Origin of the sequence: Bacillus sp. 95MFCvi2.1, assembly GCF_000374965.1 — a bacterium.
Classification (GTDB): domain Bacteria; phylum Bacillota; class Bacilli; order Bacillales; family Bacillaceae_G; genus Bacillus_A; species Bacillus_A pseudomycoides.
Window position 1 is genome coordinate 1 of sequence record NZ_KB895725.1, and the last position, 22,397, is coordinate 22,397.

Here is a 22,397-nt window from a genome sequence, read left to right on the forward strand (position 1 = left end):
TCACGTACGATAAAAGGTATTGAAACCATTCATGCTCTATATAAACAAAGGCGAAGTCTTCAAAGAGACTCCGCCTTTTCAACGTACAATGAACTTCAACAATTACTAGCTACTTCTTAAACATTGCTCCTCATTTACCAACCTGTTTATGCTTTTTTCAAACTTTGCAACAGAACCATTCGTTTGGTTTTTTGACAATATCCAAACGTCATTATAAAATGTTTATATATGTGTAAACGAAATAAATTTATGTTTATTTATATTCATAAGAGATAGGAAATGTTAATAACAATAAAGAAATGGGTATACCACCAACAAAGAGCTGCAAAAAGAATGGAACCAGTACGGAAAAGATGCTTTCATGATTGACATACTAGAAAAATAGAAAAGAAGAATTATTAGCTCTTGAAGAAAAGTTACAACCATATGGAGAACGGGGTTATAACCAAAAATATTCTTAAAAAGGGGAGAAAATTATGGAACAAAGAAAGTATCCAGTAACACCTCAAGATCGAATGAATTATATATTAGGTCTTTATTCGGCAAATCAACAAATTAATGCAATTCTTTATTTTCCTGTAGGTATATCAAAGAACATACTTGAACAATCAGTAAGGATAACGTTACAATTGCAGCCGGTTTTGAACAGCCGTTTTGTAGAAAGTGATATTCCTTACTGGAAGGAACATTCATCTGGTACTAACTCACCTATTTGTCTTTTTGCAGAAGGAAATGATCAAGAACTTGAAATGATGGCAATAGATTTTATTAAGGAATCTGGAGATCGTATTCAGGGGCCTATGGTTCAAACAAAATTATTACGAGGCACTACAACAAATATGTTAGTGGTGAAATTATCCCATCTATGTTCAGATGGTGCAGGAGTCAAGGAATATATTAATTTGTTGGGAGCAATTTATACTCAACTTTACCTGGGAAAATCTAAGGATCAAATTATAAAGGAATTTGGTGAGGGGAATGAGAGTTTTCGTGATCAATCACCTGTTTTCAAATATGCTGGAATACCAGACGTAAAAAGTGCATATCGTCCTAACCAAGAACAACAGGCATCGTTATGGTCTTTTCCATCTCAACCGAACAAAAATATATACCCAAAAATGTCGGTACGGCGGTTGAGCCATGAGCAAACTCTACGTCTAATCCAATGGACAAAAGCACAACAGGCTACCTTGAATGATGCAATCATGACTGCATACTTCCGAGCTTTATCACGTTTCACTGTGTATGCAGAACCTCGCACCGCAGAAAAAATGATCGGTTTAACAATTGATTTACGCCGATATCTTCCTAATCATACAACTGGTGCTATTTGCAACTTATCCGGTATGGAAATGCCAGTGATTAAAATGGAAGATGATGAATCATTTAATCAGACTCTAGCTCGAGTCAAACAATCAATGGATAAAATAAAATCTCAAAATCCAGGTCTTTCTTCAGCAGCAGGAATGGAGCTACTGGCAGGTATAAAGCTATCTGCGGTGAAAGAAATGTATAAGCAGCAATACGAACAGGCTTTACAGATGGGGATGGCATTGCCGTTACTTACAAATTTCGGGGTGATAGCAGATGAACCTATTAAGTTTGGTGAAGTTCAAGCTGAGGACGGGTATATGACATCACCTATTATGTATGCACCATTCTTTACAATGGGGGCAAGCTCTTATAATGGAAGACTTACATTTACGATTGGTTATCATACGCCGGATACATCAAAAGAAAAAGTAGACCAATTTTTAGAAAGTGTGGTTAATCAACTATCATAATTGTAATAATCATTACGTAATAGGGGTATCACCCCACACCCAACAAGCTAAGCTTGTATAAGTTTAATTTTACGTGAGATTTTTCTTTTTTCTAAAAGAGAGTTTTGGCTTAAAGAAGATAAATTTTTAATGGATTATTGCCATGAATATATGGATAAAGTTCATCAATATATTTGTAGAAAGGAGGAATTAAAATGAAGAGAGATGATAATAAGATTGGTCACTTTACATCTGAAAAAGGAAAGGAAGACTTTCAAATTGCCTACGATGAATCAATGGCACTTCTTCCAAAGCCTAACGATACGAAAGATATAAAAACTAAATATGGCACAATTCGTGCTTATTACTTTACTAAAGAGGAAAACAAACATAAGGAACCAATACTCTTACTCCCTGGACGTGGTGCATCTACTCCAATGTGGGTACCCAATTTAGAAGGGCTAAGGGAGAAAAGGCCTGTTTACACGATAGATTTACTCGGTGAACCTGGAATGAGTGTGCAAACGAAGGTGATTGAAAACCAAAAACAACAAGCAGAATGGTTAAATGAAGTAATTGAAGGATTAGGTTTAGAAAAAGTGCATATCGTGGGTGTCTCCATTGGCGGTTGGACAACAATGAATTTGGCCAGATATAATCCAGAGCATATTGCTACGGCTAGTTTATTGGACCCAGTCTTTGTATTTGCGCAAATGCCCATAAAGATGATTCTAGCATCTATTCCAGCTTCCGTCCCTATTGTACCTAAGTTTATAAGAGAAAAGATGTTAAGCTATGTATCTGGAGGAGCAGAAACAAATGACGATGAGCCTATTGCTAAATTAATCGAGTCGGGTATGCGTAACTATAAACTTAAAACACCAGCGCCTGATCTATTTAGTAAAGAAGACTTAAAAAATATCAACGTTCCAGTGCTTGCATTAATGGCTGAAAAAAGTACAATGCACAATTCAGTAAAAGCAGTTGAAACTGGGAAAAAATATGTTAAAGATATCGATATAGTTAACTGGAAAAATGCATCTCACGCAATCAATGGTGAGTTCTCTAACGAAGTTAATGCCAGGATCCTTGATTTTGTAGAAAAACATTCTAATGACAACTAAGTTGAAAGTGGAAAATATGTTGTAATAACAACTTTACATTATCACTTTCATTTTTCATAATCGGTATAAAAAAGGGACAGATTGATTTACGGAATCAGTCTGCCCAAAATCAAAAAGAGTTCATCCACCAAGTGTTTGGGCTTATAGCATAAAATACGATTTCACTAGGAATCTACTATTATCCGCGTTCTTCTTCATATATTTGCACCAGAACCGAAAATGACGTACCCATTTCCAAATGGCTACTTCCAACAATCTACCTCAAATGATTTACATATTTTCTTTTAACATTTTTATCATTTTATCTTATAAAAAAAGACTGATTTAAAGATTTCCTCTTCAAATCAGTCCTTCTCATCATTTCGGTAATTCAATTCGAAATGTCGTACCTTCTCCTCTTATACTCTCCACTGAAATTTCTCCATGGTGCAGTTCAACAATTTTTTGCACAATGGATAAGCCTAAGCCACTTCCTTCCACATTACGAGCCCTCGCTGTATCCACCTTATAAAACCGATCAAAAATCCGCTCTACTTCTTCTTGCTCCATACCAATCCCGCTATCTGAAATTGAAATCACTACACTCGCTTCTAATTCTTCTACAGCAAATCCAATCGTTCCACCACTATCTGTAAACTTAATACTATTTGTAAAGATATTTGTCCAAACTTGATGAAGTAAATTTTCATCGCCTCTTACATTTATGCTAGGTACGTCAAATTCAACCGCTATGTCTTTTTCACGCCATTTCCATTCCAACATAAAAATGACATCTTTCATTTGTTTGTGCACATCAAATTCTTTTATTTGAAGAACCTTTTCCTCTTTATCTAAAGAAGCAAGTGTAAGTAACTGCTTACATAAACTAGACATCCGCTTACTTTCACCCTCAATAATTTGTAAATAACGTTTTCTTTCATCTTCTGTCATCTTTTCTGACTGTAGAGTTTTAGAAAAACCTTGAATCGAGGAAAGTGGAGATTGAAATTCATGAGACACGTTAGAAACGAACTCTTGTCTCATTTGATCTAACTCTTTTATACTTTTTGTCATTTTTTTAAAACTCGTAGATAATGTTCCAATCTCATCTTTTCGCCCTTCTTCTAATTCAATATCATATTCACCATTCGCAATTTTTTGCGTCGCTTTTGTAAATATGCGAATCGGACGAACGATATACCGCGCTGCGATTGCAATAAAAACGATACTTAATACAACAATAAATCCAAGCAATACCGCTAAGAAAATCCTCATTTCGCCGAATTGTTGCTGAATATCAGGACGAATAAATAAGGCATATTGCTTATCACCATGTTTCAGTGGAACCCCTACGCTATTAATTAATTCATTATCAAAAAAGCCTGTTATAAATAGACGAGTTGGATAGGTAGAAACACCATTGTATGTTTTCCCTTGTAAGACTTTGTCAATGGTAGCATCACTAATCTTTATAGTCCGAAAAGCATTTCCAATTCGTTTCCCCTGTTTTTGATCATCTACTACATAAATCTCATAACCTAATTTCGCAATAGAATGTAAATACTCATCCTTATTTTCCTCAGTCTGTTTTTCATATAAATGTTTTACTTCCTCAGCGTAACGTAAAATCTTTTCACTATTATACGGTTTTAATTTCACTTGATAATAAACATTGGTTAATAAAAAACCAATGATGCTACTAAGAAGCATAATCCCAATCGTAATCAATGCAAATCTAGAATAAAGTGACTTCATCTTATTTCAGCTCCAACTTATAACCAAGTCCACGTACCGTTTTAATTTGAAAATCATCTGTTCGTTTTGAAAAACGATCTCGAAGACGTTTAATATGAACATCGACTGTCCGTTCATCTCCTTCAAAGTCCATCCCCCAAACAAGTTCAATCAACTCTTCTCTTGAAAACGTTCTTCCAGGATACCCTGCAAGTTGTGATAACAATTCAAATTCCTTTAAAGGAAGTAAAATCGTTTGGTCATTACATTTTACCTCAAAGCTTTTTCTATCAATCGTTGTTCCGTGAAGCGTGATAACGTCCGCACTCAGCATTTGATAACGACGAAGTAAAGCTTTCATACGGAAAATAACTTCCGCCGGTTCGAATGGCTTTACAATATAATCATCTGTTCCTGAAATAAATCCTTTTTCTTTATCCACCAATTGATCTTTAGCAGTTAATAAAATAACAGGTATATCATGATACTTTCTAATTTCTTCGCACAAAGTATATCCGTCAATAAATGGCATCATGATATCGACAACGGCCAGGTGAATATTTTCTTTTTCTAATATGGATTGCGCTACCTTTCCATCCTCAGCTTCAAAAACTTTATAGCCTTCCTTTTGTAAGTGGTAATGTAATAATTCTCTAATATGCCCGTCATCATCCGCTAATAAAATATGTATCATATTCGTTAAATCCTTCCTTGTTTATCCTTCTACACTATTACATTAAGAAACAATTGTGTTTTTTGCAAGAAAAAGCCCGCATTTAAAATTAAATATATACAAATATTAACAAATATTACAAATGAAAGCCTACACCTTCGATTACTCAGTAATTTTCGATACAGGCTTTTTTATTTAACCTTAGCTCTCCGTTCGTTAAGCTGTAAAACCCGAAAATCCGCTTGTTTGTAGGCGCTAAAAAGACCGAGCAAGACGGAATCCAAGGTCGTCAATGTAAAATGTCGGATGGCTACGACGACGACACGAAGCCCCACACCCCCTGGCCTCTTCAGCCCAGCTACCTCCTCGGAAAATTCGGTAGGATCCGTACACTTGTTCATCATATAAATCAAAGCACCACTCCCAAACATTCCCTAACATATCATATAGACCCCATGCATTCGGTTCCTTTCTTCCTACTTCATGGATTTTGCCCCCTGAATTTTCATTGTACCAGGCAATCTTATCAAGCTCTCCATATCTATAACCAGTAGTCCCGGCTTTACATGCATATTGCCACTCTGCTTCTGAAGGAAGTCGATAACCGTCAGATTCCCAATTACAAATAATGTTTTCACCATCATTACTTATAGAATAACACTCTTTCAGTCCAGCTTTCTGTGAAAGTAGATTACAAAAAGAAATTGCATCATTCCAAGAAATATTCACAAATGGTTTTAGATCTCCGTCAAAAGAATTGGATGACTTATTTGTAATAGCATAGTATAGATCCATAGTTACAGGATACCTTGCAAGAAGAAACGGTCTTATTTCAACTTTCCATTTGCTTTTTATTCTATCGTCTCTTAATTCTATTTCTCCCCCTGGAATTTTCACCATCTGCTTGTCAATGTAACTCATTATTTCATTTGACACTCCCATTTCCTCCTAACAATCTTAATGCCGTAAATTTCATTACATCTAGAACCATTAGATCAATACAAAAATCATGTTGTTTTTGTAGATAACTACCTGTTATCCATTCATACAGCACGGGTACTACACTATAGAAGATGAAAATAGATAGAATGTGTTCATACTATTTTATGGTTGGAAGAGGAATTTCAATCAACTACGGTACGGTACTTTAGAACCTATCCCTTAGTTGAAGAAAGAATAGTGTATAGCGTATTTTCATAAGTCGTCAATTATTACTATGTATTTTTAATTTATACTTATAGTTTAAAAAAGATAGTAGGGATATTTAATCCTTACTATCTTTACTCCTAATCTTATATCTTTTTGTTTAATTTAAAGAATGTATGAAAAGCCCACTACGAAGCTTCGGTTCAAACCAAGTGGACTTTGGTGGCATAACTTCCCCCGCATCAGCAATTGCTAATAAATCTTCCATTGATGTAGGATATAAAGCAAACGCTACTTTATAATCACCACGATTTACAAGGCGCTCTAGCTCCTCTAAACCTCGAATACCACCAACAAAATCAATGCGGCTATCTGCACGTGGATCGTGAATTTGTAATACTTGACTCAATAAGTGATCTTGTAAAATAGAAACATCTAAACGTTTTACAACATCATAGGCATCAAATGTTTCTTCTTTCACAGTTAGTTTATACCACCCCTGATCCAAATACATGCTAAATGATTTTGGTTCAGTTGGTTTATATGGAGATACATAAGCTCTTTCTACATAAAAATAGTGTGAAATTTGCTGTAAAAATTGGTCCTGTGATAAACCATTTAAATCTTTCACAACACGATTATAATCCCAAATTGATAGTTCATCATGAGGGAATAAAACAGATAAAAAGAAATTAAATTCTTCTTCTCCTGTATAGTTCGGATATTGTTCCCTACGCATTAACCCAACTTTCACAGCAGATGCTGATCGATGATGTCCATCTGCAATATATAAGGAAGGAATCTCTTCGAATGATTCTACTAATGCAGAAATCGCATCAATTTCTGCGATTTTCCATATTACATGCTCCACACCGTCATCTGCAGTAAATTGATAAATTGGCGTGTGATTTTTTTGCCACGTTGCAATTAACTTTGTTACGTCTTCTTTCGCACGATATGTTGAAAAAATTGGACCTGTATTCGCATTACATATATCAACATGACGAATGCGATCTTGTTCTTTTTCATGACGGGTCCGCTCATGCTTTTTAATTGTATTATCAGTATACTCATCAATTGATGTACAAACGACAAGTCCAGACTGCATTCTCCCTTGCATTGTTAATTGATAAATATAAAGACATGGCTCTTCATCTTGAATCAATACTTCTTCTTGCATTAAACGTTGTAGATTTTCACTTGCCTTTTCATATACACTGTTATCATATGGTGAAACAGCCGGATCTAAGTCTATTTCAGCTTTATCAATATGCAAAAAGGAATATGGGTTTCCCTTTACAACTTCTCTTGCTTCTTCACTATTTAACACATCATACGGCAGTGCTGCAACTTGTGCAGCTTTATCAGATACTGGACGAATTGCCCTGAATGGTCGAATTGTCACCAAATCTCTCTCTCCTTTATACAATCATTCGAACAGCTACTACACCTGTGATTTTCTTTATGTTTTCAACTACATTTTCTTTAATTATATCATCAATTCCATTATCGATATCAATCATTGTATATGCAAAAGAGCCTTTACTACGGTTTATCATATCAGCAATATTAATATGATGTTCCGCTAAACATCCTGTAATTTGCCCCACCATATTCGGAACGTTTTGATGCATAATCGTAATTCGTTTCTTTCCGACATAAGGAAGTTCTACATTTGGATAATTTACTGAATTACGGATATTTCCTGTTTCTAAATAGTCTCGTAATTGACGAGCGGCCATAACTGCACAATTCTCTTCAGATTCATACGTTGAAGCTCCAAGATGGGGTGTTGCCGTTACATTTCTCATTTTTATTACATTTTCATTTGGAAAATCAGTTACGTAATGATTAATAATCCCTTCTTCTAAAGCTTTTGCTAACGTAACTTCATCCACAAGTTCTCCTCTTGAGAAGTTAAAGAGACGGACACCTTTTTTCATCGTTTGTATAGCGTGTTCTCCAATTATCCCTCTCGTTTGATCTGTCAGTGGAATATGCAATGTAATATAGTCACATGTTGCAAAGATTTCATCTAAACTAAATGCACGTTGTACGTGTGTTGATAAGCGCCATGCTGTTTCAACAGATATATATGGATCGTATCCAACGACATCCATACCAAGAGATAATGCGTCATTTGCGACAAGAGCACCAATGGCACCAAGTCCAATAACACCAAGTCGTTTGCCTGCTATCTCTGAACCAACGAATTGTTTTTTTCCTGCTTCTACAAGCTGCGGAACTTCTTCACCTTCTAATCCCGCTGTCCAACCAACCCCACTTATAATATTACGTGATGACATAATAAGACTGGCAAGAATAAGTTCTTTCACTGCATTCGCATTTGCCCCTGGGGTATTAAAAACAACGATACCTCTTTCTGTACAACGTTCTACAGGAATGTTATTTACACCAGCTCCTGCTCTTGCAATTGCCTTTAAATCTTTTGAAAATTCTTCTTGATGTAAGGAAAAACTTCGAAGTAGTATACCATCTGGATGTTCTAAGCCTTCTCCAACCTCATATCGCTCTCCACCAAAAATTTGCAAGCCCTTTTCAGCAATCTGATTTAATGTTTGAACGCGAAACATTTCCCCATCTCCCTATCTATTCTCTAGCTCAAAATCCTTCATGTAATCTACTAATTGTTGAACACCTTCTACCGGCATTGCATTATAAATACTCGCTCGCATGCCACCAACTGAACGATGGCCTTTTAATGTAACAAGCCCTAGTGTTTTAGCTTTTTGTAAAAATTGCTCATTTAAATCATTGGATGGTGTTGTAAATGGAATATTCATAAGCGAACGATATGCAGGATCAACCGGTGAAGTAAATAATTTTGATTCATCTAAGAAATCGTATAGAAGAGCTGCTTTTTTTCTATTTTGTTCTTCAATCGCGGATACGCCGCCCTGCTCCTTTAACCATTCTAATACTAGCTTCGTCACATAAATACTAAAGGATGGTGGTGTATTATATAAGGAATTATTTTTACTGTAAGTTTCATAGTTTAACATTGTCGGACAAGAAGTATCCGCTTTACCAATTAAGTCTTTTCTAATAATTGCAATTGTTAGTCCTGCTGGTCCTAAATTCTTTTGTGCTCCTGCATAAATGAAACCAAATTTCTCTATATCGTATTCTTCAGATAAAATATTTGAAGACATATCAGCAATAAGTGGAATATTCTCTAATTTCGGCAATTGAACATATTTCGTTCCTTCAATCGTATTATTCGTTGTTATATGTACATAATCTAGTTCTTTCGGAATCATTGAAACATCAACATGTGGAATCGTTGAAAAATGATTTTCTTCCGATGAAGCAATAACTTCTACTTCTCCAGTTTTCTTAGCCTCCTGTAAGGCTTTCTTAGACCATGACCCTGTATGGACATATCCAGCTCTTTTATGTTCATTCATTAAATTTAATGGAACCATTGAAAACTGTAACGATGCCCCTCCCTGTAAAAATAGCACGTCGTAATTCTCAGGAATGTGCATCAATTCACGAAGCAAGCTACTTGCTTCATCTATAATATTTTGAAACTCTGAAGACCGGTGACTCATTTCAATAACAGACATGCCTGTCCGGTTATAATTCAAAAGCTCCCTTTGCACTTTTTCTAAAACTGGCAAAGGGAGTATAGATGGTCCTGCCGAAAAATTGTAAACTCTCTCCATCAACTGTATGACCTCCCTGTTTCTATATTTATTAATTTTTAAACTTTCTGAATTATAACCCATATAAAATATACGGTCAATTTGTTTTGCTTTATTAGGGTGCAAGACGCAATGGAACCGTTTGCAGATGCATTTACTTTTATAAACATACAAAAAAGTGTTAAGCATTTTATCTCGCTTAACACTCCATTCATAAATTTATAAGAGCTAATTGTCCGTAAAGAACCGATCATAAATTTGATAAAGAGCAGAAAGACCAAAAAGCCAATAAATGGTATCAACAAGAGCTGGTGTAGAACCAAACCATTTCTCAACTACATTATAATCCAGCGCAACAAACAACCAATTCAAACCGCCAAGAATCACCAGAATTACTGTAAGGTAAGACAAAAACTTCATTATGATTGCCCCCTAGGTGATAAAATGGTGAAAGGCCTTTCACTAAAATATATGTAACAAATCAAAAAACTTTCTTATTTTTTAATTAAATTTATCACACATTAACGAGCAGTAATATCCCTTCCTCAACATTCAGCAAAAACTAAAAGGAGGACATTTGTCCCCCTTACTTGTTATATAAAAGCAAACAATGTAACCTATATGATTTTATTTTGTTCCTACTGCAATACCTTGTGTATCAATTTTCGTAATTAACTCATGATATCTCTGCATCTCTCGCTCACTATTATCCCAACTTTCACCGTAAATGTGACTTATTTTTGTTGCTCGGATTTCTAAAAGAAACGAGCCCTCCTCATCTTGCAATAATACATATGTAATTGTTCCTTCTTTATAAAATTTAGTTGGATGTGCATTTTTTAATTTCTCGACACTAGGTTGGCCAACCTTTCCCATCACAACTGGAACATAACCTTCTTCAACAAATTGCTGAAGGGATTTCTCACTAAAATCACTTCTTTTCAATGAATATAAAATAGATTCCACCGTATACTTATTGAATTTTTCTTTTTGTTCTTCGAGCGCTCTATCCTGATATTCAACAATCGATTGTTTTGTTTCTTGGCTGATATGTGGCGTTGTATTTCCGGTTTCCCTCTGATACAGGTTGTATAATTTTTCAGCGCGATAAATAAGAGTAAAAGAGAAAATAATGACTAGACAGATTCCCCATTTATTATACCGTGGAGATTTAATATCTGAATACGATTGAATTTGTTTATGCTCTTCAGACGATAATTGTGATCGAGCAACCGTGGGCGCTACCTCTGCGACTTGTTGTTTTTCAAACATGGCTTCTTTTCCCCAAAAACTTGCTAATTGCGACTCAATCTCTTCTGGTGACAGCTTTTGTGTCGATACATTTACAGGCTCTACTTTCCCAACTTCACGTTTCATTTTAGAGATTTCTCGATCTCTAATAGATTGATTCTGGCGCAGATTCGTTCTCCAATCTGAAGGCATACTTAGTCCAGCTTCTTTATATATCTTCCCTTTAATGATAGAAGAAACAAGACACATCACAAGAACAACAAAATAGATAATACCTGCATACCCTCCTATCACATATATAGGAAGAATAAGCCATCCAATAAAACTTAATACGATTAAAAAAGTATACACATACCGATTTAGATCATATACAAATCCAAATAACGAGCAAAATTTAGAAAAAGCTCGTACTAAAATTTGTGAAAATCCCATAGTAAAAGCACAAAATTTATTTTTCGTTACAATTGTATCTTTATAAATCCCTCTAACATCTTCATCATTTGGATCCAGTTTCATCGCAGTTTCAGCTAGCATTCTTGCTTTTTTAAAATTCCTCTTCTCCTTCGCTATACTTGCAAAACAGAAAAGATTCGTTATATTTTCTGGATTTAATTCTAAAGCACGCTTTTCAGCCTTTAATCCCTCTTCTTTTCGTTTTGGGAAATGTTTCAAAAGGATATAAGCATACCTACCTACATACGTTTCATTTTCAGGGTCTAATTCCATCGCCTTTTCTAGGTAAACAAGTACATTCTTCATTCCTTCAAGATGCATGACAGCTTCGCTCATATAGAAATAATATGGTCCCTCTTCAGGGTAGTTTCTTATACCAATTTCCGCTATTTCTCTTAATCTTGTAAAATTACTTTGCGCAGTAAAAATATCTAATCCTGCTAAAAGAACAAATTCATTTAAGTGATCTAATTTAAGCGCTTCTTCTATATATTCACTTGCAATATCACTTTCATGAAGCCCATAGAAATATACATAGCTTAAGCTGAGATATCCATAAACATCTTCTGGATCTTCCCTAACCATAAGTTCCGCTTCTTCTTTGGCACGCTCAACATCACCAAGTTTCAGCAAATAATAAACCCTTCTAAAATTGTCTTCCATTCCCTCACCCCCTGCTTCTTACCTGCTATTTCAATCTGTGTTCTTTCATATAATCTAGCACTTTATCAAAATCCTTATTCACATCGCTAAATGTCGCATAATTTTTTGCTGTTGAAAACCAATCTAAAGTCGTTGGCTGACGTTTTTTCATCGCTTCTAGCAAGTCTTCATTTGAAAGAGGTTGTAATTGCCCTGTTTCAAATGAACGCTGAATCGCTTGATTAATCGCATCCTCAACTAAATATGTTAAATCGGCACCCGAAAAATGCTCTGCATACTTTGCGACCAAGTCAAGCTGTAATTCTGTTTTCGGCTTATCTTTTGTTTTCAAATCCAGAATTGTTAATCGTTCCTCATAATTCGGCGGTGCAACAAAAACAAGAGAATTAAAGCGTCCTGGACGGCGCAATGCAGGGTCAATATACCATGGTGTATTTGTTGCACCAATAATATAAACTCCTTCATTAAAAGAATTACTTCCATCCATTTCTACTAGCAATTGATTTACTAGTGTCCGCTGATGATGGGAACCCATTTTTTGTCTATTCCCTCCAAATGCATCTAATTCATCAATAAACAAAATACATGGCTTTGTTCTCCGTGCTTCCTCAAAAATCTCATGTAAATTTTTCTCAGACTCACCCGTCCACATAGAAAGTATAGCTTGCAGTTCCAAATGAATAAAATTCGCATCAATTTCTCCAGCTACCGCACGTGCTAAAAATGTCTTCCCGCAACCAGGCGGTCCATAAAATAATAAGCTTCCACCTGTTTTCTTACCAAACGCTTGAAAGTATTCAGGATTTTTAATTGGCATAATAAAATCCATATTAATTTTCTTCTTAATCTCTTCCATTCCGCCAACATCGGCGAAAGTCATTTTACTTTCTTCAACTTCCACCATTCTATTTTGTTCTCTATCAAAAGAAATCACCTTAATTTTTTTGCGATATTTCTCCATTTCATCCATCTTCTTATCCATTCCCCTCTAAATAAACACTTTGATTCTAACTAATGTTGTCATGGTTTTTGTAGAGTGAATCTCTCCAGAAACACCATAAAGAATAGCTAATACAACTCATTATTATAAAAATGAAATATTCCAAAAAACATCATAGCAAATAAAGTTTTTATGCGTTGTCGTATTTCGTCGAATACAACAAAAAAAGGGATCATCCTCCTATCCCTTTTTACATAGACATACCTATCATTTATCATTTTCCCTCTTGTCTCTTCTCACCTTATGCGTTTCTAAATCTGCCAATCTCACTGGAATTGGTAATCTACTTTCTTTTCCGATTAAATTCGATACAATTTGAACACTCGTATCTAAATCAATATTATTTCCACAAGAGACAAAAATCGGTTTTACATTCTCCTTCGTCCTTAGAACTCTTCCATATACCTCATCATCAATCATAATATCACTAAAAGTAAACGCCTTATTCTCTGGCATGATAAAATCAACATCTTTAATCTTAAGATAACTTTTCGCTACACCAATTGTAGGTTTTTGTAGGAAAAAAGAAGCATGTGTCGCAATCCCCATATGTTTATAGTGTAAATAGCCATTTCCATCGAACATAAATATATCTGGATTAGAAGTAAGCTTTTTGGCTGCTTCTATTACTAAAGGCAACTCACGAAATGCTAAAAAACCTGGTATATACGGTACCGTTACCTCCCTATAACTATAGACCTTCTCCACTTCCTTCTTCGTATGATAATCAATAACAACAATACAGCAAGTTCCATAGTGCTTATCATCTTTTTCCCAATAAGCTAAATCTACTCCAGCTATTAAACTTACATCTTCTAGATGAAAGTTATTTTTTAATTCAATTCTATGTATCAATTTATCTTGAATTTCAGAAAATTCTTTTTCTGAATGTAGATGAAATGAATGTACTTCTCTAGCTTCCATGTTCTACTCCCCTTTTTATTATCATTTATACGAAACAGCTCCTATGTATTTCATTTCATAAAGATTTTCATTTTTATTTATTATTTCGTCGCTGTATTCATAGTTATATATCATAATAATTGTGTTGTATTTCATCTCTAGTGTATTCGTAGCAAATCTTTTCATCTGCGGTATCACAACTTCTTCATAAGAACATCCTGCTAGTAAAGTTTCTAGATGATCACTTCGCTTTAGATAAAATTCTTTTTCGATAAAGTCCTCATCAATATCATACATACAAATATGAAAATCCTTTATAAATGGTGATGGTATGGAATCACCATCATCTGTATATTTTATACTGAAATAATCCTCTAAAAAATCTTGAGATTCCATATTTCCTAGCCATAATGAGACCACACCTTCTTTTTCCATACATATAAACTCCATTCATATATAGTTTCTCAGTATACAAAAGTAATTCTTAAACCCTCTACATACTACGCTTCAAAACCAATCACAATCCATTCATCTACTACATCCCAAAAATCAACATTATATTTTGGCTGATTGTTTGCAAACCATAATGTAGCTTTATCATATTTGCAATTGTTATAATCAATAGCTACATAACCGCCCGCTCCACTTTTAAAAAATCCAAAAGTTGTTTTCAAATCAATTTGTAAGTTCTCCTCTAATTCTTCAATAATTCCCCACTCATCATCATCAAAATAAGTAACACATTCAAAAGGCACTAATCCCATAGCACCGCTCGCATAATAATAAAAACCATTATGAACTTTTTCATAAAACTTTCGAACTGAAATGGGAATTCTATCCCATGAAACTTCTAGCACTTTATTATGAAATGTATCCATAGGATTTCCCGCTTCATAATACTCTATTTCACCATCCGACGTCTCCAGTATATATAACATCGAATACATGCCGTTATTTTCTATTAACTCCACATTGAAAAGGTGCTCTTCCAAATATGAGATTGTGTTTCTTAATTCTTTCCCTACGTATGTTCTCCAAATCTCTAAAACCATTTTTATTCTCTTGTTGCTATCGTGTTCTTTAAAAATTTCATACCAAATACTAGGTATGACCTTATTATCTATTTTATCTATTGATTGAAGCTTTACATTTCTTTTATATTTTCTTAAAAATGCAAGTTTTGGTTCCATATAGCCGTCCCCTTTCATTTCTACTTCTCTAAAGTAAAAAAGTTTTCACCACCAAATTCAAAGTAATACCTTTAAACTAATCTATTCAATTCTAACAGTTTATACCACTCGTCATCTTTACTTCCAATGGGATTCCTTATTCCACCCGCTTCAACAAAAGACAGGCCGATATCAATATATTTGCTCCCTAAAAAATAATTTTCTAAAAAACTGCTAAAATCACCGTATGATTCAATAACAAAATTTTGATCAATTAAATTTCCAAACAAACAAGATACTTCTCCATCAATTTTATTAATAAATAATGGATAATTTTCTACCGTTCCTATACAAATCCATTTATCAGCACCATCTAGCATATCTTCCACATAAAACTGAATACTTTCAAGTTTTTGATGGCCGTATATAGTAATTACTCCACTATTCAATTTTTTGTATTTTCTTGTAATAAAATAATAATCTTTTAAAATATTATCTACTAATTTTTCAGCTATTTGCTTTTCTTCTTCTACAATTTCACCAATAACCAAACTAAATGGATCATCACCTAAAATATCTTTGACTAATTCTATTTTTTCTAATAATAATTTACTCATATTCATTACCTCTTAACTTATATTTCAAATTGAACCCTATATTATATATTTTCATTAGAGCATTGAAATGAGTTCTGCTAAACTATTACTAATAACTTCAAAAGTCCCCTTTTCATAATCTTCTATTTTCACTTGGCCATTTTCATTATCTACAACTACCAAAAGCCCGTTACATTCCATACCTATAGGAATATTTTTCAACTCATTATGGTGCGCTTTTTTATAATCTTGTAAAAAGGTATAAAAATCTCGAAGTTCAATTCCTGGTATAACAGGATTTAGCTCTATGTTATACTCTAAATAACTACCTGCTAAATCTAAAAACCAGTAGGAATTATAATATTCTTTAATCGAATGATGTAATTGTACTGCTAATTTCTTTTCTATATCAGAAAAGTCATGAAATAAATCTTTTTCTATAGGCTTCCAAAAAATATATTCCTCTGCATCTGGTTCCCCTACATATATAAAAGAATCTGCTTCTTCTATCCATACGGATTTTGGTAATGAATGATTATAGTTTTTCCATTCCTTAAATAATTTATGAAAATACTGCTCCATTTCTCTTTTCATTTTCACTTCTCCCAAACCATTATCTATTCCCTACTTCATACAATTCACTAATAAGTTCAGTACAACTTCGTGTAGCATAATATACATTTTCTCTTTGTACAGAATCTATCTGGCTACAAGTTATTATTCCTCTTTAGAGTATGTTATTTTAATGGTACAAAAACTCGATAACTTCTTCTGTTATATTATCAATAAAATAACATTTTCCATTCTCTACAACTAATTGTAGATCACTTCCAACCGGAAAGGAATAAACCGCTAGAATAGCAGGTTCAATTTGAGCTACTGTATTAAAATCACATACGACTAGGTTGGCCGGATCATTTACGTAATCATCATCATCAATTTCCGAAAAAAACCTCCAGCCATTATCAACACGAGTTACAGATTCATCTCTAACTAGCCATTTTAATTTTCCGTTCCCATCTAAAATATTTTTTGATATGATACAACCGCCTGCATTTTCGACAAATTCTGACTTTACGTAATTGGACATAATCTTTTCCCCTTTTCATTGTTTCTTTTATAATTGTTAACGTTTGTAAGCTCTATACGCTCTCATCAATAATTTTGAATCCACTATACTCAATCAACGCTCTAAACACATCGTTTCCGCCGTATGGCCATGCATAGGGATAAAATTCAATTCTTCCAATATTGTTCGATACCTTTTCACAAGAGACTAGTTCATATTCTCCACAAGCAAATGCATCAATCATAGATTCAAAGTCCCATGGTGTTCTCAGTTTAGAATCTGTAAAACGCTTTTCTACAGGGGTTTGTTCCCATAAAATCTGGTGATGGTGTAACTCTTCTTCCGTCGGCCACCAAAATTGTTTTAATACCTCTTCCTCAAAATACGCTAACCATATAGAATTACTACAGTCTATCATCTCTTTTTCTTTCTCTTCTTTAAGATTGTAAAAAAATTTTCTTAGTCTATGAAAACAAGACTCTTTATGTATTACAAATTCAAAATAACAATTGCTCATGTACTCACCTCTATATATGTATAACTATGAAACTCTCTTCCCAAATTATAACATTCCATAATTTAATTATGGTACACTGTCGTTTTATAAGAAAGCTATTTATGATACGAAAAAGACTCTTACAAACGTAAGAGTCCTATAAAGTACAACTTTCATCAGTGAGTTTTTTCTTCATCCCCCACTGGTGGTTAGATGAACCAATCAGGCTTTTACGGGCAGTTATCCCTCACCTATCTTCCTCATTCCTCTCTGAATCTTTAGGTGGGGTCTTATTTCCCGTTAATCCGGGATAAATCTTATTGTGGTTTTAAAATTAATATTTTACCGTCAATTCGATCTGTACGAAGCGTAGTAGCATGATAGTTTCCATTTACCCAATCTTCTATTTGATCATGATACCAGTCACTTTTAAAATGTCCTGATTGTCCTGGTCCTACAATATGATAACCATTTGACATATCCTTTGTATCTATTACAAATCGCCAAGATGCTCCGTGATTCACAATCCCATCATCTCCATAACTTGCTGCTTGAACTGTAATATTACTTCCCCCAACTGGCACAGCCTTTTCACGATTGAAAAAAAAACCAAGTAACTGAGAGGATTGGGACATAGGATGCCTAAAAGAAAGCTTATGGTATTCTCCCCACTTCCATTTCGTTACGTCTGATCCATATTGTTTTTCAAGCTTTTTCATTACCTTTGAATACGATGTATGTAAAACTTCTTTGAAGCCTCTATGTTTAGAAAACCATACACTGTTTTCCCCATTCATCTGCTTCCGTATCAATTGTTCCACAACTTGTTGCTTACCTTCAAATAAACCCATTACATCCTTTGGTATTTCCTTTGAAAATAAAGTATTGGATATTTCTTTCATCCATAAATGAAAGATTAACGGGGCAGCTTTCTCTTTATTATCGTAAAAATCCCAATTTGTCAGCTCTTTTAACCCTTGTTTCTCCACGTCTGATACGTTTACTTTATTCAGTTCTTTCACAAACACTGGAACAAACTCTCTTGCCTGAAGGTTCTTTTGATCCATTTGCAAAGTTTGTAAATACTTCGTAGTCAATTTATCCTTTTCCTGTAAAAATTCTTGAATACGCATTTGACGATACGGCTGCGCCCAAATATGACTAATATGATACGGATAATCATCATTTATTATTTTATTATTGGCTGTTGATATAAAGCCTTGTTCTGGGTTTATCACCTTTGGAAGTTTATCAAAGGGAATGTAGCCTTCCCATTCATATTCATCTGTCCATCCAGGAACAGGTAAAATTCCATCTCCCTTTTTACGTATCGGTATGTTTCCGTTTGCTTTATAAGCAATTGTGCCATCTGTTGATGCAAATAAGAAATTTTGAGTAGGAGTATGAAAATCTTCCAGCGCTGATTCAAATTCAGTCCAATTTGTTGCTTTGTTCATATTTAATACGGCCTTTAATTCCGCTGAAGGTTCCAATGCCGTCCATCTAAGCGCAAAAACAGCCTCATCTTTATTTTTATAAGCAAATTCTGAAATGACTGGACCGTGTCTAGTAATCGTCACTTCGTAAGGAATTGTTTTTTCACCTTTCACTTTTATAGGTTCATTCACAATCGTAGCTTTTTCCCATTTATCGTTATACAAAAACTCATTGGGATTATCCGGGTTTCTTTTTTCTATATATAAATCTTGTACGTCCGGACCTGTATTCGTGACACCCCAAGCAATTTGTTTGTTATGCCCTAACATAACACCTGGAACCCCTGCAAAAATAACTCCGCTCACATTTATGTCTTTCATCTCCAAATGTGTTTGATACCATATCGATGGTGTCGCCAAAGAAAGATGGGGATCATCTGCTAATATAGGCATTCCTGATGCACTTTTTTCTCCACTTACAACCCAATTATTGCTCCCGTTAGATTCTGGTGGAATAATTGCTTTTGCAAAACCACTGGCCACATTCACATCCAGATTATTTAACAGCGCTAATAGTCTAGGAGCATCCGTTGGATAAGTTGGAAATAATTCATAGGCCTGCTCTTTCGAAAGATGTTGAAGTGCCCAAAATCGAAATGCTTGTCCATGCCAATGACCACCTAAGTCAAAAGCCATATACTTGCCAATCGTTAAAGAATCAACCGGAGTCCATTCAGCAGGCTCGTATCCTAGTAAATGAAACTCTACTGGTAGTTTCCCGTCCTTTTTTGCTTCCTTTATAAATGCATTTACTCCATCAGCAAACGACTCCAATGCATCTTTTGCTTCGCCAGTATATTGGCTTACTGATGCTTCTGCTGCTCGCCTTAGCCCAAGGGTTCGGAACAATTTATCTTTATCTAGCGCTGCCTTCCCAACCACTTCGCCTAATGTTCCAGATGCTTGTCTTCTACTTAAGTCCATTTGAAACAACCGATCTTGCGCCTGAACATATCCTTGTGAAAAATATAAATCATGCTCATTCTCAGCTTTAATATGAGGTACCCCTCTTTCATCTCGTATTACTTGAACCGATTTTTGCAATCCACTGACATGAACCGTCCCTTCTACCTTTGGCATTGACTTCATCACGAATGCATTTACAAAAACTGCCGCGGTAACAAGTAAAAAAAGAAGAATACTACCAAACCAAATGAAATTTTTTTTCCCCTTACCTCTTTTCTTCCGCTGTTTCACAACAACTTCCATACAAACTCCCTCCTTTTTCAATCTATTCGCTCATATTAGGAGAGAAACCTTTCAGATTGAAGAGAGTTGTCATGTACCATCCATCTTTGATATGTAGAATACTATTTATTTTTTACATTCTTATCGTGAACTGTCTCACTCAAAAGATAACGATAAACAAAAAGCCCCAGTAAATTTCGATTTACTGAGACTTTTTGTTTCTTGAATACTCAATAGTAAACTCTTTATCTTGAAAGCATGTCCAATAAAGGAATTTTAAATGCACCAAAAAATCTTGGAATGACAAATGCAACAATCAGAAAAAGCACTTCCACAGCTACCTTTTTCCACTTAGAATTTGGTGCGTACTTCTGATAGAAATAACAGCTGACAAAAGCTAAAAATATACATATCCCACCGATGAGAACTGGATATAAATACGGCATAACTATTGGCGCATATTCTGTACTCATATCAGCATTCGGATCGTCCCAAAACAAAGCTACCGTAACTGCAAAAAAGAAGAAAAATGCAAAATTTATCATATGGAAAACAGTAAGTAAAATAAACATAGTTAATATAATTTTATCCTTAACAACATGAAATAAACTATCTTTATAAGCCACAAATGTTCCTCCCTAAGTAATTGCTTCAATATGTAATAAGGCTCATCCTACACGATTCGATTTTTACACTTTATTGAGATACTAACATTAACAAATGGCTGGGTCTTTTTTCTATACCAGATTATTTATCGTTAATCCTATCCAAAATGTTCACATTATTTTCATCTACCACTGCTTTCACTACATCTTTTTCAAAGATTACAAGAAATGCAGAAGGTAATGTTAATACTTGAATAAGTGAAGGCTTCAATTTTAGTAATTCATATGCATAAAACGCTTCGTACTCTTCTGTATCATCCTCATCATTAATAGGACCTATATACCAACCGGAGTCACCTTTTTCACAATCTGTTGTTCTTTCTAAGTAAATATCATCTAACTTTAATACATTTTTGGCAGCGACAATTTTATCACAAAATCGCAGCAATTCCCCTTCAATTGTTAATGGTTTTAAAAAACTCACTTGTGTTAATAGTATCCATAATGAAATCGTCAAATCATCTGTCATATCTTCAAATGGATTCTTCGTATAATCATGTACAGTAATATGAAATCCATCTTCCCTTTTATCAAGAAAATAAATCGACCAACCAACTTGTATAGAAAACCCATCTATTAATCGATCATTTTCTACTTCAGTTAAAAAATGAAATAACCCTTCTACCTGCACTGCGAAGATCTTTTCCGCCTGAGCAATGAAAGTTTTATCCCCTATCTTCTTAATAAAATTTTCCACTAATTTCTTCCCCTTTTCCTATGTGCTTCATTTTCACTCTGAATAACTCCATTTCCCCTCACTTCTCACCAAAATTTTATCAATCAGTAAATGATCTCCATCTTCCCAAACCTTTTCTATTATTCCTCTCATTTTTTCAATCCCGTTACTAGCATTACAATCACAAAAAACAAGAATATCTCTCGCTGGTATCGCAACTGCATACCCATTTGATACGAATTCTTTTAATGAGTGCTCCCATAAATCGTCTAGAACAATTAAGCTAGCCTCGAAATTCCCGTCAAGAATTAAAGCAAAACACCCTTCCGATAGCGTGTGAACCCGTAGTTCTTTTTCATCTGCTAATTTATAAAGATTATTGATCCCGATTTCTAATAACTGCTTCTCATCCAATCCTTCTCCTGACATATGCTTATTTTGAACATATTGAAAATAAGCGTTTTGATGATCCTCAACTAAAAAGGTAATCATTAAATCTTCATTATAAAATGTATGGACAAAACTATTTTCTTCAGATAAAGTAATGCACTCTTCCTCAAGATCCTCTTTTACTATTGGTTTTAAGTATGCAACTGCTTCCTTACAAAACCGGATTGTCATATAAATACGCCCCTTTACTTTCTATAACAATACACACCAATTAACAGATATAAAGCCAATAAAA

The 22,397-nt window shown here is 34.5% G+C and carries 22 protein-coding genes and 2 pseudogenes; 4 read left to right on the plus strand and 20 right to left on the minus strand.

Annotated features, from left to right (window positions below):
- The 4 genes and pseudogenes from C568_RS35840 to C568_RS34440 form a co-directional block, all read left to right on the plus strand.
- Positions 1-120, plus strand: a pseudogene (locus C568_RS35840) (IS6 family transposase); the annotation flags it as partial.
- A gap of 356 nt (positions 121-476) precedes the next feature.
- Positions 477-1,784, plus strand: coding sequence for a condensation domain-containing protein (locus C568_RS0126870; RefSeq protein WP_018783279.1), 1,308 nt, complete (start codon positions 477-479; stop codon positions 1,782-1,784).
- A 194-nt stretch (positions 1,785-1,978) separates the two neighbouring features.
- Positions 1,979-2,887 carry an alpha/beta fold hydrolase gene (locus C568_RS0126875; protein ID WP_018783280.1) on the plus strand — a complete coding sequence of 303 codons (909 nt, stop codon included), beginning with the start codon at positions 1,979-1,981 and terminating at the stop codon, positions 2,885-2,887.
- Between the two features lie 65 nt (positions 2,888-2,952).
- Positions 2,953-3,039: pseudogene (locus C568_RS34440) on the plus strand (IS6 family transposase); the annotation flags it as partial.
- A 205-nt stretch (positions 3,040-3,244) separates the two neighbouring features.
- On the opposite strand, the gene C568_RS0126880 reads toward C568_RS34440, so the two are convergent.
- The 20 genes from C568_RS0126880 to C568_RS0126980 form a co-directional block, all read right to left on the minus strand.
- Positions 3,245-4,621, minus strand: a complete 1,377-nt coding sequence (locus tag C568_RS0126880) for a sensor histidine kinase (RefSeq protein ID WP_006095441.1) — start codon at positions 4,619-4,621, stop codon at positions 3,245-3,247.
- 1 nt (position 4,622) lies between these two features.
- Positions 4,623-5,294 carry a response regulator transcription factor gene (locus C568_RS0126885; RefSeq protein ID WP_003198595.1) on the minus strand — a complete coding sequence of 224 codons (672 nt, stop codon included), beginning with the start codon at positions 5,292-5,294 and terminating at the stop codon, positions 4,623-4,625.
- Between the two features lie 234 nt (positions 5,295-5,528).
- On the minus strand, positions 5,529-6,215 hold the full coding sequence (locus C568_RS0126890; protein ID WP_176524659.1) for a formylglycine-generating enzyme family protein: 687 nt from the start codon (positions 6,213-6,215) through the stop codon (positions 5,529-5,531).
- Between the two features lie 364 nt (positions 6,216-6,579).
- Positions 6,580-7,827: a DUF1015 domain-containing protein gene (locus C568_RS0126895; protein WP_018783282.1), complete on the minus strand. Its 1,248-nt coding sequence runs from the start codon at positions 7,825-7,827 to the stop codon at positions 6,580-6,582.
- A 13-nt stretch (positions 7,828-7,840) separates the two neighbouring features.
- Complete coding sequence (locus C568_RS0126900; protein ID WP_018783283.1) at positions 7,841-9,013, minus strand: phosphoglycerate dehydrogenase; 1,173 nt, start codon at positions 9,011-9,013, stop codon at positions 7,841-7,843.
- 12 nt (positions 9,014-9,025) lie between these two features.
- Positions 9,026-10,108 carry a 3-phosphoserine/phosphohydroxythreonine transaminase gene (serC, locus tag C568_RS0126905; protein ID WP_018783284.1) on the minus strand — a complete coding sequence of 361 codons (1,083 nt, stop codon included), beginning with the start codon at positions 10,106-10,108 and terminating at the stop codon, positions 9,026-9,028.
- A gap of 207 nt (positions 10,109-10,315) precedes the next feature.
- Entirely contained in the window at positions 10,316-10,507 is a 192-nt protein-coding gene (locus C568_RS0126910) for a DUF378 domain-containing protein (RefSeq protein WP_016115354.1), read from the minus strand.
- Positions 10,508-10,714: 207 nt separating this feature from the next.
- Positions 10,715-12,454 carry a tetratricopeptide repeat protein gene (locus tag C568_RS0126915; protein WP_018783285.1) on the minus strand — a complete coding sequence of 580 codons (1,740 nt, stop codon included), beginning with the start codon at positions 12,452-12,454 and terminating at the stop codon, positions 10,715-10,717.
- A 25-nt stretch (positions 12,455-12,479) separates the two neighbouring features.
- Entirely contained in the window at positions 12,480-13,424 is a 945-nt protein-coding gene (locus C568_RS0126920) for an ATP-binding protein (RefSeq protein WP_018783286.1), read from the minus strand.
- Positions 13,425-13,661: 237 nt separating this feature from the next.
- Positions 13,662-14,378, minus strand: coding sequence for an endonuclease V (locus C568_RS0126930; protein WP_018783288.1), 717 nt, complete (start codon positions 14,376-14,378; stop codon positions 13,662-13,664).
- Positions 14,379-14,399: 21 nt separating this feature from the next.
- Complete coding sequence (locus tag C568_RS0126935) at positions 14,400-14,792, minus strand: immunity 22 family protein (RefSeq protein WP_018783289.1); 393 nt, start codon at positions 14,790-14,792, stop codon at positions 14,400-14,402.
- 65 nt (positions 14,793-14,857) lie between these two features.
- Complete coding sequence (locus tag C568_RS0126940) at positions 14,858-15,547, minus strand: hypothetical protein (protein WP_018783290.1); 690 nt, start codon at positions 15,545-15,547, stop codon at positions 14,858-14,860.
- A gap of 71 nt (positions 15,548-15,618) precedes the next feature.
- The gene (locus tag C568_RS0126945) at positions 15,619-16,143 is read right to left on the minus strand and encodes a DNA2/NAM7 family helicase (protein WP_018783291.1); all 525 of its coding nucleotides are present in this window, start codon (positions 16,141-16,143) and stop codon (positions 15,619-15,621) included.
- A 54-nt stretch (positions 16,144-16,197) separates the two neighbouring features.
- The gene (locus C568_RS0126950; RefSeq protein ID WP_018783292.1) at positions 16,198-16,716 is read right to left on the minus strand and encodes a SecY-interacting protein Syd; all 519 of its coding nucleotides are present in this window, start codon (positions 16,714-16,716) and stop codon (positions 16,198-16,200) included.
- Positions 16,717-16,864: 148 nt separating this feature from the next.
- Positions 16,865-17,212: a DUF2185 domain-containing protein gene (locus C568_RS0126955; protein WP_018783293.1), complete on the minus strand. Its 348-nt coding sequence runs from the start codon at positions 17,210-17,212 to the stop codon at positions 16,865-16,867.
- A 52-nt stretch (positions 17,213-17,264) separates the two neighbouring features.
- Entirely contained in the window at positions 17,265-17,708 is a 444-nt protein-coding gene (locus C568_RS0126960; protein WP_018783294.1) for a hypothetical protein, read from the minus strand.
- A 296-nt stretch (positions 17,709-18,004) separates the two neighbouring features.
- Positions 18,005-20,392 (minus strand): penicillin acylase family protein, encoded by a 2,388-nt coding sequence (locus C568_RS0126965; RefSeq protein ID WP_018783295.1) that lies wholly within the window; start codon positions 20,390-20,392, stop codon positions 18,005-18,007.
- 224 nt (positions 20,393-20,616) lie between these two features.
- Positions 20,617-20,997: a hypothetical protein gene (locus C568_RS0126970; RefSeq protein ID WP_003198562.1), complete on the minus strand. Its 381-nt coding sequence runs from the start codon at positions 20,995-20,997 to the stop codon at positions 20,617-20,619.
- 121 nt (positions 20,998-21,118) lie between these two features.
- Complete coding sequence (locus C568_RS0126975; protein ID WP_018783296.1) at positions 21,119-21,733, minus strand: immunity protein Imm33 domain-containing protein; 615 nt, start codon at positions 21,731-21,733, stop codon at positions 21,119-21,121.
- 33 nt (positions 21,734-21,766) lie between these two features.
- Positions 21,767-22,333, minus strand: a complete 567-nt coding sequence (locus tag C568_RS0126980) for a DUF1444 family protein (protein ID WP_018783297.1) — start codon at positions 22,331-22,333, stop codon at positions 21,767-21,769.
- Positions 22,334-22,397 lie beyond the last annotated feature (64 nt).

Bases quoted from the DNA above. Each gene is read 5' to 3' on its own strand.
- C568_RS0126870 (WP_018783279.1), top strand. From the start codon at position 477: ATGGAACAAAGAAAGTATCCAGTAACACCTCAAGATCGAATGAATTAT.
- C568_RS0126875 (WP_018783280.1), top strand. From the start codon at position 1,979: ATGAAGAGAGATGATAATAAGATTGGTCACTTTACATCTGAAAAAGGA.
- C568_RS0126880 (WP_006095441.1), bottom strand. From the start codon at position 4,621: ATGAAGTCACTTTATTCTAGATTTGCATTGATTACGATTGGGATTATG.
- C568_RS0126885 (WP_003198595.1), bottom strand. From the start codon at position 5,294: ATGATACATATTTTATTAGCGGATGATGACGGGCATATTAGAGAATTA.
- C568_RS0126890 (WP_176524659.1), bottom strand. From the start codon at position 6,215: ATGGGAGTGTCAAATGAAATAATGAGTTACATTGACAAGCAGATGGTG.
- C568_RS0126900 (WP_018783283.1), bottom strand. From the start codon at position 9,013: ATGTTTCGCGTTCAAACATTAAATCAGATTGCTGAAAAGGGCTTGCAA.
- serC (WP_018783284.1), bottom strand. From the start codon at position 10,108: ATGGAGAGAGTTTACAATTTTTCGGCAGGACCATCTATACTCCCTTTG.
- C568_RS0126910 (WP_016115354.1), bottom strand. From the start codon at position 10,507: ATGAAGTTTTTGTCTTACCTTACAGTAATTCTGGTGATTCTTGGCGGT.
- C568_RS0126915 (WP_018783285.1), bottom strand. From the start codon at position 12,454: ATGGAAGACAATTTTAGAAGGGTTTATTATTTGCTGAAACTTGGTGAT.
- C568_RS0126920 (WP_018783286.1), bottom strand. From the start codon at position 13,424: ATGGATGAAATGGAGAAATATCGCAAAAAAATTAAGGTGATTTCTTTT.
- C568_RS0126930 (WP_018783288.1), bottom strand. From the start codon at position 14,378: ATGGAAGCTAGAGAAGTACATTCATTTCATCTACATTCAGAAAAAGAA.
- C568_RS0126935 (WP_018783289.1), bottom strand. From the start codon at position 14,792: ATGGAAAAAGAAGGTGTGGTCTCATTATGGCTAGGAAATATGGAATCT.
- C568_RS0126940 (WP_018783290.1), bottom strand. From the start codon at position 15,547: ATGGAACCAAAACTTGCATTTTTAAGAAAATATAAAAGAAATGTAAAG.
- C568_RS0126945 (WP_018783291.1), bottom strand. From the start codon at position 16,143: ATGAGTAAATTATTATTAGAAAAAATAGAATTAGTCAAAGATATTTTA.
- C568_RS0126950 (WP_018783292.1), bottom strand. From the start codon at position 16,716: ATGAAAAGAGAAATGGAGCAGTATTTTCATAAATTATTTAAGGAATGG.
- C568_RS0126955 (WP_018783293.1), bottom strand. From the start codon at position 17,212: ATGTCCAATTACGTAAAGTCAGAATTTGTCGAAAATGCAGGCGGTTGT.
- C568_RS0126960 (WP_018783294.1), bottom strand. From the start codon at position 17,708: ATGAGCAATTGTTATTTTGAATTTGTAATACATAAAGAGTCTTGTTTT.
- C568_RS0126965 (WP_018783295.1), bottom strand. From the start codon at position 20,392: ATGGAAGTTGTTGTGAAACAGCGGAAGAAAAGAGGTAAGGGGAAAAAA.
- C568_RS0126980 (WP_018783297.1), bottom strand. From the start codon at position 22,333: ATGACAATCCGGTTTTGTAAGGAAGCAGTTGCATACTTAAAACCAATA.